The following is a 16750-nucleotide window of genomic DNA, read 5'->3' as shown; positions in this document are numbered from 1 at the left end:
ATATGAAACTTAGATTTTATCTATCTGTTTATTAAAGTTAATGCAGCAGATGGAGCTTTTTGCCTAAGTTAAAAATCACGTTTGACTCCTAATTGGTTTTCTCATATTTAGGTATTCCACAAACTAACGATGTGTTTAAAAACTAGTATCAAGATTCAAGTATCATGACACAAGACTGATTTACAAAACATATACAAAAGTTCTTTAATCATAGCCCTGCGTATTAAAAGCTGAATCATGATGGTTTCATGTGATTATATTTACTTTCATTTACCAGATTGAACTAAACAATACAAGTTAAACAATCCTATTTTAATTTATCGAGCCTCGAAGAATAGCGACCCATCCTCCACCGGGAGCCATCTTCACATTAATCTTGTTCTCTGTAGAAATAGTTCTGATGTTTTTCTTGTAATCATTGGCATTACGATCGGCGTTAACGCCATCTACATATTCTTCCAAAGTAAATGTTCCATTCGCTATTTTTGAAAGGTCAACAGTTAGCTCGCGCTTGCTCCAATCCGTCATGGCAGCCAAATACCAATCGTTACCTCTTTTACGTGCGATTAGAATATATTCGCCTACCTCAGCATCTAACACCACCGTTTCATCCCACTCTACTGGCACTTCGGAAAGAAATGCCATGCATTCAGGTTCTTTCATATACGCTGTTGGCGAATCGGCCAGCATTTGCAAAGGGCTTTCAAACACCACATACATGGCCATTTGATGAGCTCTTGTTCCCAAGCCCATCGGACGGTCAAAAATAGCTTTGAAGTTTTTCTTCTGGGCTGTATTCATGGCGCCTGGCGTATAATCAGCCGGACCAGCTAACATGCGAATAAATGGAAAGGTTACATCATACTCAGGATCGGAATAGTCGGCCCACTTGCAGTTTTCAAGACCTGCCACACCTTCGTAAGTCATTATATTTGGATAGGTACGACGAATACCTGTAGGCTTGAAAGCACCGTGGAAATCAACCATTAGCTTTTTACGTGCACAGGTTTCTGCCACTCGTTCGTACAAACTCACCATGTACTGATCGTCACGGTTCATAAAGTCCATTTTAATACCAACCACACCCCAGTCAACAAATTGATCTGTTAGGGCTTCAATATCTGCATCAAAGGTGCTCCACTCAACCCAAAGGATTAGCCCAACACCTTTTTCAATAGCGTAAGCTGTTAACTCATCCATTTGCATTTCTTCATTCAACGTCCAGATATCATAAGTTTCGGACCAACCTTCGTCCAATACCACATATTCAATATTGTTATCAGCCGCAAAATCGATGTAATATTTATAGGTATCATAGTTTAATCCAGCTCGGAAATCAACATTGTAAATGTTATTGGCATTGTACCAATCCCAGGCAATCTTGCCCGATTTAATCCAAGAGGTATCCTTGATTTTAGAAGGTTCACCCAATCGATAAACAATCTCGGTACTAATCAAGTCTCCATCGTTATCTACTATTGTTAACACGCGCCATGGAAATTTGCGTGTACCCTTTGTTCGTGCAAGGTAATCTGCTCGTTTTATATCCTTTTTCTTAACAAGTCTATCGCCCTTTAGAATGTATGGAGCAAACTTACCTGTTAAGGTATTATTGCTATTCCCGATCAAAAACATACCTGGGTAGTCTCTTAGATCAGCCTCAGTAATGGCTACTTTTGGTCCCTGCTCAACATCAACTAAGGCAGGTGTAATACACATTCTATCAGTAGAAATACTATCTAAAGGCAAGTACTTGTAGGTATGCTGAAAAGCAGTAATATACCCTTTAGTCTCAGGAAAATAGACCATTTGATTAGTAGCAAAAGAGAAGTTAGCCTCCTCATTATAAACAGTGATATCTCCATTTCGAGTGGTTATCCATCGATAAGCCATTCCATCATTAAACACTCGGAAAGCCAATTTATATCCACCTTTAAAACTTAAAATAAGTTCATTGTAATGATTAATTACCTCTGCGCGTTTTTCTCTAAGTACTGGCTTAAGAATCTCATTAACTGTATTTGTTTTAGTTCCAGTAAGTTTTGGCTTAAGGCCCAACACATCGCCAAAACCTAAATCCATGGATATGGTTGATGGGGCTAAGAGCTTCTGTCCCTTATAATCGACCGAATAGGCTATATCTTCACCTATATTAATATTCACTTGAATGCTTTTATCAGGTGAACTTACCTGGCTAACTTTTGCTTGGATATTTGCTGCTATTGTGCTTAATAGAACCAGCAGTATTGCTATATTTTTAAAGTTCATTGCTCTTGTTTATGGTTTAGTAGTTGAATTCGCAAGTACTATTAGGGATTCGCTCATCTTCCCGATGTTAGAAACATCCATGAATAATATGACCAATTTATACCCTGCTAAGAATCAAGTTTTGATTAAAGTTTTACTTCTACTGTTTTTGCCAAGCCGGATTCTACACTTACATTGACAAAGCTTGTGATCACACCGTTAATTGTTTTTTGTTCGGAGCTCAATTCTTTTCCGTTTACAATTAAGGTATTGTATGTGCCGTAAAAACACACCTCCCAATTCAAGGTTTGAGCTGAGTTGTTGCTTAAGGTTGTTTTTTGAAGACCTGTATGTTCTACATCGATATCATAATCACCAAAACGAACACTTTTAATTTTAACTCGATTTATTTCCTTTGGTAATCTTGATGCAGTGCTGACGTTTCCGGTGTTGGCATTTGGTTCAATTCCCATCATCCCTTCTACAACTTGAGAAACGATGGTATAGGAAATTTCAGGATAATCTCCATTAGTCCCCTGAGATGGGCGCTCATGAGGCAAGTCTTTAACAGATAAAATATATTTCATCCACTTCCAAGCCTCATCATTCCAATTGTAATGAAAGTACATATCAGGTATGTACGTGTAGGCTTCTATATTTTTAGGGGCAGTTGGTGTAGTACCAATTCCCTCGCCCAAGTTATCTGAAATGAACTGTAAATAATCGTCATTTCGCTTACCTGGCTCTGTGATTAATTTCAAGGGCATAAACCAAGAGTTTTCTTTCCCAAAACCGATTAATTTAAGGCCTTCTTTATTGATCCCGCGGGCATATGAAGAATCTTCGTTAATGATACTCCACTCATTGTTAAAATAGTCTTTTAATTCAATTGCTTTTTTATACCAAGACTGCGCTTTTTCGTTTTCGCCTCGCGCTTTTAGCATATGAGCATAAGCCAATGTTGCTTGATACTGACAAGCAATGCCATCTCCAGCCTCAATTGGATATTCCCCACGCTCGTTATACGTGCAGCTACCAGCCCAAATACCACCTTTACCTTCGGCTACACCATTGTTATTTGTGTCGTGTAAGTTCACAAAGTCGGTTAATGTTCTGGTATAAAAGTTCCACATAATTGAGTCGGTAATGTAACGGGCATCACCACTCCATAGGTATTGTTTATAAGCTTTCTCGATAAGTTCGAACTGTGCAGGTACTTCCTTAACAAACTTTTCATCTCCTCTATAATCGATGTGGTGAGGTGTGCCATCAAAATTAAAAGCCCACAATGTCCACCAATCTCGTGCTTCAGTAGCATTTGCAGCGAACGTACTAAACATGGAGTAATTTTCTGCCCCTTGCCCAACGATTTGAGCCCCCACTGCCTGATGAACGAAATCTCTCCCATAAAAAGCAGTTCTATCGTAATAACCGGCCCAGTACGATGGAATATACTTGGCGGTACCTGTACCATTTGGAGTGCGCTCATCCTTGTTCACTAAACCCGTTTTACCGGTCATCACAAATTGACCAGTTTTGTTTACTGCCCAATTGAATGCTTCTTGTAAAACAGCATTATCAGATTGAATGGATAATTCAATGTTGGATAATGAGGTATCCTTAATTGTCTTCTCTTGTTGAGATCTATTGCAGCCTGCAATAATAATTAAGGAAAAAAGGCAAGTCAATAGATTTTTCATAGGTCTAAAATTTGTATTCATTTGCCATATGGAACTCGCTAATTTTGTCATCCTCCTGCGTGAGAAGCATTTCTCATAGCTCGTTTCATGTGATTATGATTAAGTTCTTTTGTCACATTTAACTCTCAAGTAAATATCATCATCCACCCTGTGGGTTAATTTGGATAATCAAATTTACATGGTCGCGTCATGCTTTAATTTTATGCGTTGCAATAATGCATCGCCTTTAAAAATAACAGAAGACCTTTAATTTGAATGCCATCGCGCTTGGTTGTAGTAGTCTTCCTTCCGAGAAACTAGTTTATGCGTGCTATATAATATAAACCAAGGATTGAATAAGGTATCCCAGGTTGCCCCAGGATACCCTTATTAAGTATTATATTACCAATTTGGATTCTGTGGTAAACCTGAAACATCAATTTCAGCCTGAGGAATAGGCCATAAATAATGTTTGGCAGGATCGAAATTACGCACACCGCCTGATAAAGTCACTTCATTTCCTGTATCAGGATCTGTATAGCTTAAACCTTCCGATTCACCTGGCATTACATCTTCAGCAATTTTCCAACGACGAATATCGTATAAACGAATACCTTCAAATGTAAATTCTACACGGCGCTCACGACGAATGATTTCGCGTAATTGATCAACTGATTTACCTGTTGTAATAGCTGGCATATTCACATCACCACGTTGACGAACTTCGTTAATGGCATCGTATACCGATTGGTCAATATCACCTGCTTCAAGTTTTGCTTCGGCATACATCAATAACACTTCAGCATAACGCATAACAATAAAGTGAATACCGCTATCCCAGTAGTTTGAGTTATCAACATCTTGTTGCGAAATGTATTTAATCCAGTTGTAACCGGTAGCCGACTTGTTCCATTGCCCGCCAGTTCCATCTGTTAAGTCATCTCCAGCAACAACATCCTCTCCTGGGTAGGTGGCACCTGGTATCGAATTGTAAACTCCCCATTGCCATTCACGACCAGGGTATAAAATAGAATGATGCAAACGAGGATCGCGATTCGCATATGGTTGAGCAGGATCGTAGATTGATGTTGGATCATCTATGGTTTTACCATCCGTTGTTTCATAGGTATCAATTAATGATTGTAAAGGACAAGAACAACTCCATCCACCAACTGAGTTTGGACCATAGTTTGGCAACCAGAATTCTCCCTCATTAACTTCTTCCATTACCTGAATATCAAAAATAACTTCTTGGTTATCTACTCCTTGATAATCAAACATATTAGCATAAGTAGGATAGATCGAATACACATTCAAATCCATTACCGCTTTAGATGCAGCAGCAGCTTCTGTCCACTCCTCGCGAAACAGGTGAATACGCGCTTGCAATGTAAGAGCAGTACCCTGTGTTATACGACCTTTATTATCTTGCTCATACGACTTTGGCAAATGAGCTACTACTGCTTCCAAGTCGGCTATCAAAGCATCCATAACAACGTCCTTATCGGTACGATTACAGCTTGGATTAGGAGTAACATTACCATCGGCGTCAACTAATGGCTCACAATCATCTGGCAAAATACTGCTAGTTAAATAAGGTACATCTCCAAAAAGATACACCAAATCGAAGTAGAAATAAGCCCTTAATACAGTTGCCTCAGCAACCAAACGATTGCGATAATCAAGATCCATATCCTCAACATTTGGCGCACCTTCTAACAAACGGTTAGCACGCATAATACCACGGTAACGCTCTTGCCAACGGTACTGAACATACCAATCGTAAGAGTTGGCCGTTCCATTTCCCAATTCGTAACAAGCGTTCCACGAGTGATGATCAACCGCATTATCAGTTAGTACTTCTATACGTAACATATCGGTTCCACTTCCATATGAACGATTCCAACTGTTAAAGCCAATTAGATCGTAAACAGCGTTTAGGGCATACTCTATGTCCTTCTGTTGCTTGAAAAATGTAGCTGATGAAATCTGATCACTTGGTGTTCTCTCCAGAAACTCGTCGCTACAATTACTCGCTCCCATTATGACTAACAGTGCGATAAAGTATATTTTTAATGTTTTCATTTTTCTCATTTTAAGACCATTAGAATGTTACTTGCATACCAACAATATAAGTCGATACTGGTGGGTAATAAGAAGGGCGTCCATCATAAGTCTCTGGATCCAATCCACTTTCCACATCGGTAATTGTAAATAAGTTAGTACCACCTACATATAAACGCAAACGTTCGATTTGGATTTTCTCCAACACACTTTGATTGAATGAATAGCCAATTTGAAGGTTCTTCATACGGAAATACGAAGCATCGCGAATCCAGAAATCATTGTACAAATAGTTGTTTTTGTTGGATGCATCCTCCAAGCGAGGGAAAGTAGCATTTGTATTATCTGGTGTCCAACGATCTAATGCACGAGTAGTGGTAAATATCTCAAAATTAGGCCCCTCATTAGGTGCACCATAGAAATAGTTTTCGGCTTGAGCCACTCCTTGGAAAAGAGCTGTTAGGTCAAAACCTTTATAGCTCATGTTTAAATCGATGCTGTAAGTATAACGAGGAATATCAGAACCAATAATCTGACGATCTTCGTCATCAATAGTTCCATCGCCAGAAGTATCCACTAATTTAATATCTCCAGGTTTTAAATCAGCATGATTTGGCTGCTGTGGTGCATTATCAATTTCTTGTTGTGATTGAAACAAACCATCCGATTTATAGCCATATAATGCCCAAACAGCTTCTCCTTCTTGTAGAATATTCCAACCATTAATAACCGCTTCCTGACCTGCTAAACTCACCACCTCATTCTTGATGTCTGACAAGTTAAATCCTACACCATAATTGAATTCACCAATTCGATTTTGGTGCGTTATAGATACTTCCCATCCGGTATTGCGAATGTTACCTACGTTAGATTCGGCAGGAGCTAAACCAACCATGGTTGAAATAGGAAGAGTCATTAACACATCATGCGTATCCTTTTGGAACCAATCAGCTACAACGCCTAATTTACCTTGCCACAAGGTTACATCAAAACCAATATCTAAAATTTGAGTTGTTTCCCAACTGATATCTTCATTGGCATAGTACCACTGCGAATAACCAGTTGCTTCCTTATCATTAAATGAATAATCATAACCTGAGAATACAGGTGATGTAAACTTATAATAGCCAATATCCTGATTACCCAGCTCACCCCATGAAGCACGAAGTTTTAAATTATCTAGGAAATCGGTTCCAGAAAGAAAATCTTCCTCTGACAAACGCCATCCGGCAGAGAATGATGGAAAGAACCCCCATTTATTACCCTCAGCAAAACGCGAAGAACCATCGTAACGGAAGTTAGCCTCTACCAAGTATTTTTGATTATAATCGTAATTTACACGACCGAAATAAGATACCAAAGCCCAATCTTCACGATAACCTCTGTTGTCTTTCGTTTCTGCATCACCTGTGTTAAGCTCTGCATAATCAGGACTATAAATATTCTTACGAGCACCTTCTAACAAATAAGCATCATGTTCAATGGCTTCGAAACCCGCTAACGCTTTAAATCCATGACTACCAACTGTTTTATTGTAGTTTAATAAAGAACGAAAGTTTGTCTCTTTTTCCATCCAGCGGTTATCAATTAGTTCGCTTGGGAACCATTGTGTAGCTAAACGCTCTTCATCAAATGGGTCATAAAATTGATATTCGGCCTTAAACCTGTGATTACGATCACTTAAAGATTTGTATGATAAATCTGTTGTCCATTTTAGTCCGCTCATTATTTTATAATCAAAGCCAACTTTCATATTTAACAACTCACTTACCTCTTCAGTATCTCCGCCTACCTCAAGGGCAGCCAAAGGACTCTTGTTATCCTTGTTTAAACCATACAAACCATTAGGATACTTAGACAAGAAAACTGGAGATGTACCAACAATATTGCTAATTGTTTCATCCACGCGAGTTGGTTTATTATTGTCACGACGGTTGAAGCTAATATCCGAACGAATGTTCAAACGATCATTAACGATAAAGTCAGTGTTTAAACGTAATCCATAACGCTTGGTATTGATATTTTTCAACATACCATCTTGATCGAGGTAATTCATCGACAAAGAGATACGCGCTTTTTCAGTACCACCACTCACACGTAAAGCATGGTTATGCATTGGTGCCGTTTCATATAGTTCCTCAAAAAGGTTGGTATAAGGATAATTGACAGGATCTGATCCCGAAACCGTTTTATCAATATAATCTTGAGAATATTTTGGCTGAAGTCCAGCATTTACTTTTGCTTCATTCACCAACATCAGGTAATCTGCTGCACTGACTGACTCTGGCAGAGTAGCTGGCGTTTGCCATCCCATGTGGCCATCGTATGTTACCTTAAAATCTCCCTCTTTACCACGCTTTGTAGTAATAAGGATAACACCATTGGCTGCACGGGAACCATAAATAGAACTTGATGCAGCATCTTTCAATACCGATACACTTTCGATATCTGATGGATTTACTTCTTTTATCGGCATTTCAATACCATCGACCAATACCAATGGATCACTTCCTGCTGATAAAGATGTATTACCCCTAATCTTGATGCTTACATCTTCAGATCCTGGAACACCTCCACGGTCAATAACTGTAACCCCTGTAGCGGCACCTTGAAGTGCTAAACGGGTATCTGTTACCGTTCGTTTAGCCAACTCTTCTCCTTTTACTGCAGATACAGCCCCTGTTAAGTTGGCTTTCTTTTGTGTACCATAACCAACAACTACTACTTCGTTCAAATCCATTACCTCATCGACTAACACCACATCAATATTAGTGCGGTTAGCAACAACTATACTTTGCTCTTCAAAACCAATAAAAGAGAAAGTTAATACGGCATCAACTGAAGAAACATTAATGTTATAATCTCCATCAATACCAGTTATTACTCCATTGGTAGGGTTTGACTCTTCAAAAACGTTAACGCCTGGCAAAGGCTCGCCATTCACATCTGTAATAGTACCTTTTACAACTATTTGCTCTTGCTGAGCGGTTACGTTTTCGATAGATCTTTTAGGTACAATTACGATATTATCATCAATCATACGGTAAGTTAATCCGGTATTGCTTAATACAACATCCATTACCTCAGCTACCGTTGCCGACTGAGTTTCTAAATCAACAGTACTGCCTTGAGGAATCATTTCCGATTGGAAATAAATATCAATCCCTAAACTGTTTTGGATCGTTTTTAAAGCTTCTTCAATCGTTGCATTCTTGAGTTTTAAAGACACATTCTTATTTTGAGAATAAGAACTAGCCGATAAATTCATCAACGTAACGATAAGCATTACAATGGTTAGTTTCATAACCTTGACGATTTTAGTTGTTGCCCTCTCTTTGAAGAGAAAACAACAGTTCCACTTTTTTTTCATAAATTTGAAATGTTAAATTACTAGTATAGATGTCCAGCAAGACATCGTTAATGAATCGGGATTTGTTGGTAGCAAGTCCCGATTTTTAGTTTATCTCATACGCTCAATTGTTACTATTTGTCCTTCTATTGTATACTCCATTGGAATCATCACTTTTATTAATTCAAAAGTTTCGCTTAACGTGGATGACCTTTTTAATACTCCATTAAAGTGCTCACCACTAAAATCAGCAGGATTCCACCTTACTTTAACACCATGCCATTTTTCAAGTTTCGAAATAATCTCACCAAAAGCGGCATCTTCAAATAAATATCGACCTAAAGACCATTGTTTAATACTATTAACATCTACTTCGCGTTGCTCAACACTATTGGTTTCTAAATCACAAACTACTTGCATACCAGGCTTAAGTGTTATGTGCTGTCCATTCATCTCCAACCTAACTAATCCCTCTTCAAGTGTGGTTGTCATTCTTCCCTCTCTTTCATATGCACGTATATTAAAAATGGTACCCAAAACCTTTACCTCTTGCATGCCCGATTTAACAGAAAACTCTAACTCTTTATTCTTACTTACATTAAAGTAACCTTCCCCTTGCAACTCCACACTGCGATTTTCCTGTCCGAAATGCAAAGGAACTGTTAAGCTTGAGCCCTCGTTAAGCGTTACAGTTGAACCATCGGCCAAAATTAGGTTTGTAACTTGTCCAGGAGGTGCTGTAAAAACATGTGCCGTTGAAGAATCCATTCCAACATTGCTTATAGAGTGATACATGTTACCAATTAGAAAAGCAATGAAAACAGCGGCTGCAGCTCCGGCAATAGTAGCTATTCGCCGAAGCACAACACCTTTAGTCAATGTTAAAATACGTCCGGATGATAGCTTTTGCCATTCTTTGGAAACTTTGTAATCATGAATATTGCTTGTCATGCCGGTGTAATCCCAAATATCTTTGAGCTGCAGATACTGATTAAATAGAACTTCGTCTTCCTGAAGCAAAGCACTAATCAACAACCTTTCTTCATCATTAAGCTCCTTTTTAATGTATTGTATCAGTATATCGTCAGTTATTTTCATTCAATTGTTTTTTAGTATGTTCCAAATATGAGCGGTTACCCTACCTCAAAAAGTTAATTTCTTTTAAAAAGTTTTACTTTTAGTTTCTTTAATCCCATACAAGACTATTGTTGAACACATTAACAACTCTTAAAAAATACAGAACTAAGATGTGACTAATCTATCAATATTATAGAAGCTAACTCTTCAAGATAAGCTATTACGAAGAAGTAGAATTTGTTGCAGGATATTTATTTAAACAAACACATCGTACAAAGTGATTTTGAGCACATGACAAATGTTACGTGTATTCATGGATGAATCCGTATATTTGAAGCCAGTTAAGAGCATGAACCCATCGGAAAAAATCATATTAGACGCCTTAAAGAGGAGCGATACCAAAGTGTACAAAGAGTTGTTCTCTAAGTACTCCAAATCGTTGTTTTATTATGCCTGTAAATTTGTATCTGATGATGTAGCACGAGATATGGTACAAGATGTGTTTATGGTGTTATGGACACAGCGCAATAGTTTATCTATTTCAACATCACTTAATAGTTACTTGTTTGGTGTAACTCGCAACAAATGCCTGAAGCAAATAAGGGAACAGTCGGCACGCGGAAATGAGTCTGTTTTATCGGAAAAAGAAGCATTGTATTACGAAACAAATTCAGATTCTATCCATAGTATTATTGAACAGGAACTGAGCGACAAGTACCAGCAAGCGCTTCAACAACTACCACCAAAGTGTTTAGAGGTATTTTTGATGAGTCGTCAACAGGAACTCAGAAACAAAGAAATTGCCGCCAAACTGGACATAAGCGAAAAGGCCGTTGAGAAGCATATTAGCAAGGCCTTGAAACACCTTCGTCAAGCCTTAAAAGAATACCTGCCGCTACTTGGCTTTATTGGTCATTACATTGCCTAATCGCAAAAAAGGCCTTAAGATAAATCCTAAGGCCTTTGAATTATATTCTACTATTTTTTAGTATCTGTAGTGCTCTGGCTTATATGGACCATCAGGATTGATGCCGATGTATTCTGCCTGCTCGTCAGTTAATCGTGTTAATTTAACACCCAACTGCTCAAGGTGTAAACGTGCTACTTCCTCATCTAAATGCTTAGGTAAAGTATACACACCTACTTCGTAATCATTCTTCCAAATCTCGATTTGCGCCAAAGTTTGGTTGGTAAATGAGTTACTCATCACGAAACTTGGATGACCAGTAGCATTACCTAAGTTTACCAAACGACCACGAGACAATAATATGATGCTGTGTCCATCAGGAAAATCAAACTGATCAACCTGTGGTTTGATGTTAATTTCTTTGATTCCAGGGAAGTTCTCTAACTTCTCAACTTGAATTTCATTATCAAAATGACCAATGTTACAAACAATGGTTTGATCTTTCATTGCAGCCATGTGATCAATGGTAATCACATCTTTATTACCAGTAGTAGTAACAACAATATTAGCCTCTGGTAAAGCATTTTCAACGGTTGAGACTTCGTAACCTTCCATAGCCGCCTGAAGCGCACAAATAGGGTCAATCTCAGTAACAATTACACGGGCACCAAATCCACGCATACTTTGTGCACATCCTTTACCCACATCACCGTATCCGCAAACAAGAACAGTTTTACCAGCAACCATCACATCAGTACCACGCTTGATTCCGTCAGCTAAACTTTCGCGACATCCATATAAGTTGTCGAACTTAGACTTGGTAACTGAATCGTTAACATTAATGGCAGGGAATAATAACTCTCCACGTTCCATCATCTGGTATAGACGGTGAACACCTGTTGTTGTTTCTTCACTAACACCCTTAATTCCTTTGGCTACATTAGCCCAACGTTGAGGATCTTCATTAAAAGTACGTTTTACCAAGGCAATTAATTCACGGTAATCTTCACCTTCTGCCGAGTAATCAGCATCTAAAAATGAAGCATCTTCTAATGCCTGAGCACCTTTATGAATCATCAATGTAGCATCTCCGCCATCATCAACAATCATTTCTGGTCCTAAGCCATTACCAAAGTTCAAGGCCTTCTCAGTACACCACCAGTACTCTTCCAACGTTTCACCTTTCCAAGCAAACACAGGCACTCCCGCTTCTGCAATTGCCGCGGCAGCATGATCCTGAGTACTATAAATGTTACAGCTACACCAACGAACATCGGCACCTAAGTCAACTAATGTTTCAATTAACACAGCTGTTTGAATGGTCATGTGCAATGAACCCATAACACGTGCACCTTTCAATGGCTTTTCTTTCCCATATTTTTCGCGCAATGCCATTAAGCCAGGCATCTCTTTCTCTGCGATCAAAATTTCTTTTCGTCCGTATTCAGCCAGACTCATGTCAGCTACTTTATAATCGGCCATATTGGTATTTTTAATGTTTTATTATATCCGTATTTTAAAAAGGACTACAAAAGTAGTAAAAATTAGAGTATTAGAACATTAGATTATCAGATAATAGTCAGTAGATTAATAACTATCAACTATTTGCCTAATTTTAAGTTCATCTATTTTAAGTTGAGATATGAGTTCATCCACATTATCAAACTTTTGCTCATCGCGTACACGTTGGATAAAATGTAATTCTATTTCTTCGGAATAGATATCGCGATTAAAATCAAAAATGTGTACTTCGAGCGAACGGTGATCAACATTGTGGTTAACAGTTGGTCGATAACCAATATTGAGCATCCCACCATATTTTTTACCTTCCACACGCACCTGTACGGCATAAACGCCATCGGGTGGTATTAATTTATGTGGCTCTTCCACTTCTATGTTTGCGGTCGGATATCCTATGCGTCGGCCCAATTGCTGACCGCCCACTACACGGCCCGAAACAGTGTATTGGTAACCCAATATTTTATTGGCGGCCTCCATTTCACCTATTGAGAGGTGCTTACGAATATCGGTTGAACTGGTTTGCATACCATCGGTTAAAACAACCTCCACCATTGAAATTCGAAAATCGTATTGACGAGCAAAAGATTGATACTCCTCGTAACTGTGCTGGCGCCCTTTTCCAAATCGATGATTATAACCCACCATTAGATGATAGATGCGAAGCTGCTTAATTAATATCTGCTGAATAAACTCCTCGGCAGTGAGGCTGGCGAGTTCTAAAGAAAAGGGGATTAATACCAAATGATCGATGCCCAGTTGACTAAATAATTTGGTACGTTCCTCGGGCGATGTCAAAAAACGTAATTTATCCTCATCCTGTTTCAATACCATGCGCGGATGTGGCCAGAAAGTGATCACTACCGATTCGCCTCCTACAGCTTTGGCTTGACTGGTTAATTGCCCCAGCAATTCACGATGACCAGTATGAACACCATCAAACATACCAATGGTAATAACTGGCTTGCGTGCTTTAAACCTGGAAAAATCGGAATGTACTTTCACTTATTGCGTTTTTGGCAAAAATACGATAAAGACACAATAATAAAGAGGAAAGGCTTAAGATTTATTGTTGATAGAAATTAATTTCTAGAAGCATTAGAATGCCAAACCTTCTTAGAAAATGGTAGCAAATACGTGTTTAAAAATTAAAAATCCATTTTCTCTTTTAGCTTTTTATAGCCAGTACGACTGACTTTTAATTTACAATCAGGATGGATAATGGCCAAATAGGTGTCTTTATCGTAAGGCTCCAGGGCCTTAATTTTATCAACATTAATAATGTAACTACGATGAATACGAACAAACTGATCAGCAGGAAGATGCTCTTCGAAATACTTCATCGTTTTAGATTTAAGATGATGCCCTTTTTCGGAATAAAGCATCACATAATCATCTTGCGCTTCGATGTACCATAAATGATTGAGATCAATTACCTCCAGCTTAGTACCTTTCTTTACTACAATACGCTCAAGCAACTCAGTATTCTCATTCTGCATTTGCTCAATATTGGTATTGTTGGATGACTGACCCGATTGCAATTTACCAAGTACTTTCTCCACCGCCCCATCGAATCGACTCTCGTCAAAAGGCTTTAATAAATAATCAACAGCATTTAACTCAAACGCTTTTAAAGCATATTGATCATAGGCCGTTGTAAAAACTACCTGTACGGGTTCATCAATCACCTCTAACAATTCCAAACCTGTTACTTTAGGCATCTGAATATCGAGAAATAACAATTGCGGCTGTTTCTCTTTTATGGCCTTTATGGCTTCAAAACCATTGGCACACTCACCAACAACATCAATCTCTTGGTGTTTTTTCAAATAGGCCTTAACAATGCTTCTCGCAGGTGGCTCATCGTCAATGATCAATGCTTTATATTTCATATGTCTAAAATTTGTATTCATTGGCCATATGGAACTCGCTATTTTTGTCATCCTCCTGTGTGAGAAGGAATCCTCATGGCTCGTTTCATGCGTTTAAATTTGTTTTTATTGCCACTACTTGTCCCGATTTATCGGGATGGAACTCTCAAGAAAATTTCATCATCCACCTGTGTGTTAATTTGGATAATCAAATTTACATGCGCGTTTCATATTTTCAGGTTTTTAGACCATTAGAACGATCATGTGGAAAGCGGATAAGTACTTCAAAATAGCTATTTTCTTTATTGATTGTCAATAAATCATTTCGATTATATATAAGTTGCAGGCGATTCTGAACATTAGCTAACCCTAGCCCTTCACCCTTACGCTGATGCTCATCATCCTCGAAATTATTAATAACGCTTACCTCTAAGAAGCCATTATGCATACGGCAATATGTTCTTATACTAACCGGCTCAATACTTTCATATACACCATGCTTAATGGCATTTTCAAATATGGGTTGCAATATTAGAACTGGTACCATTACGTCTTTACACTCTTGAGGCACTTCCGATTCGCACAAAAGTCTATCGCCAAACCTTACTTTTTCAATTTCCATGTAGCGGGCAATATTCTTCAACTCTTGTCGCAAGGGCAAAAGAGCATCTTCGTTCTTTTTTAAAGAATAGCGCATAAAATCCGACAACTTATTAATCATTTCGCGGGCTGCATCTGAGTCAGAAATGGTTAAAGCACTAACACTGTTTAAGCTATTGAATAAAAAGTGTGGATTTAATTGTGATTTGAGCGCCTTTAACTCTGTCTCGCGCAGAAGACGATTCATCGTTTCGTGCTGTCTATTTTTCTCTTCCAGCTCGTTGTAAAAAATTAGCATGTAATAAACCAATACGAAAAGCATGAATATTAAACCGCCTACAGTCGCTCTCATAATTAAAGCGTTTCGGCTTAAAAGTTGCTCCATTAACTCCTCTTCAATTACCAGCTCTAGGAATTGGTAAGATAAAAACAACCACATCCCAACAATTAGCACTCCTACCAAGCTGTATTGAAGCAGCATATTACCCTTGCCCTTTGAACGATCTACATAAAAAATAGGGTACCATATACTCAGGCCAAAAAAGAACATGAGCACATTAAAAGTTAAACTATCGATTATAGCAACTTCAATGGGCAATTCATAAATGAGGACATTAATAAATGTATGAACAGCACTTACAACCAGCCACACTAAGGCGTATAGCTTTAAAATACGCAGCTCAGAAAAAATCGGATGATTCATAACAAGGTGGTATTAAATGCTTCTAATTTCGCCACCACCAAAAATAGCAACTCCTTTTATGATCAAGGTTTTTGATGGCTCACTTGGCTTATCAGAGAAAAAATTGCGCTTATCGGCAAAACCACCAAAAATTGAAACCACTTCTGTTTTAACATTCCAATCACGTGGAACAATAATTTTAGTACCTCCAAATATCATGGCAATATCCAATACCGCACCATCGGGTGACATTTTGCAGCGATCCATATAAACTTCTCCACCACCAAATACAGCTGTTACCTTACCTCCTCTGAAATTGACTGATTCTACTTGTGTTACACCGCCTCCGAATACATCTACCTCATCAATGTATTCATCTGAATTTGCTGAGATGGCATGCTTCGGTTTCATCTCTCGACTTTTAAGAAAGAAAGCCACACCAACTAAAACCAAAAGTAAAGGCCAGAACTTAAATACATCACGATAGTTAAGGCCGTAAAACAAATCGGGCAATAGAAAAAAAGTGGCAATACTCAGTAAAATGAATGCCGCTGTATATTCTCGCTTAATTAAGTTGAACAAACCAATGGCAACTAAAATCATTGGCCAGCTAAATAAAACATCGGTTACCACATATGGTAAATACCCCAAGTTCCCTAACAACAATAATACTCCTATTGCTACTAAAAAGGCTCCTAAAAGGCCTCGCTTATTGTGTTTCCTTACTTCATTCATAACTATGTATTTTAAATTACT

Annotated in this window: 11 protein-coding genes; 1 reads left to right on the top strand and 10 read right to left on the bottom strand. The window is 38.3% G+C overall.

Features of this window, described 5'->3' with window-relative positions:
• Positions 1-312: 312 nt before the first annotated feature.
• The 5 genes from FNN09_RS07670 to FNN09_RS07650 all read right to left on the bottom strand — a co-directional run bounded on the left by FNN09_RS07670 (position 313) and on the right by FNN09_RS07650 (position 10437).
• On the bottom strand, positions 313-2268 hold the full coding sequence (locus tag FNN09_RS07670) for a glycoside hydrolase family 97 protein (RefSeq protein ID WP_143301137.1): 1956 nt from the start codon (positions 2266-2268) through the stop codon (positions 313-315).
• A gap of 125 nt (positions 2269-2393) precedes the next feature.
• On the bottom strand, positions 2394-3947 hold the full coding sequence (locus tag FNN09_RS07665) for a hypothetical protein (RefSeq protein ID WP_143301135.1): 1554 nt from the start codon (positions 3945-3947) through the stop codon (positions 2394-2396).
• 381 nt (positions 3948-4328) lie between these two features.
• The gene (locus tag FNN09_RS07660; protein WP_185968926.1) at positions 4329-6011 is read right to left on the bottom strand and encodes a RagB/SusD family nutrient uptake outer membrane protein; all 1683 of its coding nucleotides are present in this window, start codon (positions 6009-6011) and stop codon (positions 4329-4331) included.
• 19 nt (positions 6012-6030) lie between these two features.
• A complete protein-coding gene (locus tag FNN09_RS07655; RefSeq protein ID WP_185968925.1) occupies positions 6031-9294 on the bottom strand; it encodes a SusC/RagA family TonB-linked outer membrane protein in 3264 nt (1087 codons plus the stop codon).
• Between the two features lie 156 nt (positions 9295-9450).
• Positions 9451-10437 (bottom strand): FecR family protein, encoded by a 987-nt coding sequence (locus FNN09_RS07650; protein ID WP_143301132.1) that lies wholly within the window; start codon positions 10435-10437, stop codon positions 9451-9453.
• A gap of 292 nt (positions 10438-10729) precedes the next feature.
• On the opposite strand from FNN09_RS07650, the gene FNN09_RS07645 reads away from it, so the two are divergent.
• On the top strand, positions 10730-11344 hold the full coding sequence (locus tag FNN09_RS07645; protein ID WP_221932447.1) for an RNA polymerase sigma-70 factor: 615 nt from the start codon (positions 10730-10732) through the stop codon (positions 11342-11344).
• A gap of 57 nt (positions 11345-11401) precedes the next feature.
• Here the strand turns inward: FNN09_RS07645 and ahcY are convergent, their stop codons facing one another.
• The 5 genes from ahcY to FNN09_RS07620 form a co-directional block, all read right to left on the bottom strand.
• Entirely contained in the window at positions 11402-12805 is a 1404-nt protein-coding gene (gene ahcY / locus FNN09_RS07640) for an adenosylhomocysteinase (protein ID WP_143301129.1), read from the bottom strand.
• Positions 12806-12910: 105 nt separating this feature from the next.
• Positions 12911-13846, bottom strand: coding sequence for a bifunctional riboflavin kinase/FAD synthetase (locus FNN09_RS07635; protein ID WP_255434067.1), 936 nt, complete (start codon positions 13844-13846; stop codon positions 12911-12913).
• A gap of 143 nt (positions 13847-13989) precedes the next feature.
• A complete protein-coding gene (locus FNN09_RS07630; RefSeq protein WP_185968924.1) occupies positions 13990-14733 on the bottom strand; it encodes a LytTR family DNA-binding domain-containing protein in 744 nt (247 codons plus the stop codon).
• A gap of 214 nt (positions 14734-14947) precedes the next feature.
• Complete coding sequence (locus FNN09_RS07625; protein ID WP_143301125.1) at positions 14948-16015, bottom strand: sensor histidine kinase; 1068 nt, start codon at positions 16013-16015, stop codon at positions 14948-14950.
• 12 nt (positions 16016-16027) lie between these two features.
• On the bottom strand, positions 16028-16729 hold the full coding sequence (locus tag FNN09_RS07620; RefSeq protein WP_143301123.1) for a LiaI-LiaF-like domain-containing protein: 702 nt from the start codon (positions 16727-16729) through the stop codon (positions 16028-16030).
• Between the last annotated feature and the right edge of the window lie 21 nt (positions 16730-16750).

The sequence above is a fragment of the Carboxylicivirga sp. M1479 genome (genome assembly GCF_007097485.1).
Taxonomy (GTDB): Bacteria; Bacteroidota; Bacteroidia; order Bacteroidales; family Marinilabiliaceae; genus Carboxylicivirga.
The sequence above is the reverse complement of the archived record's forward strand: the minus strand, read 5'-3'. Positions and strand labels throughout refer to the sequence as shown.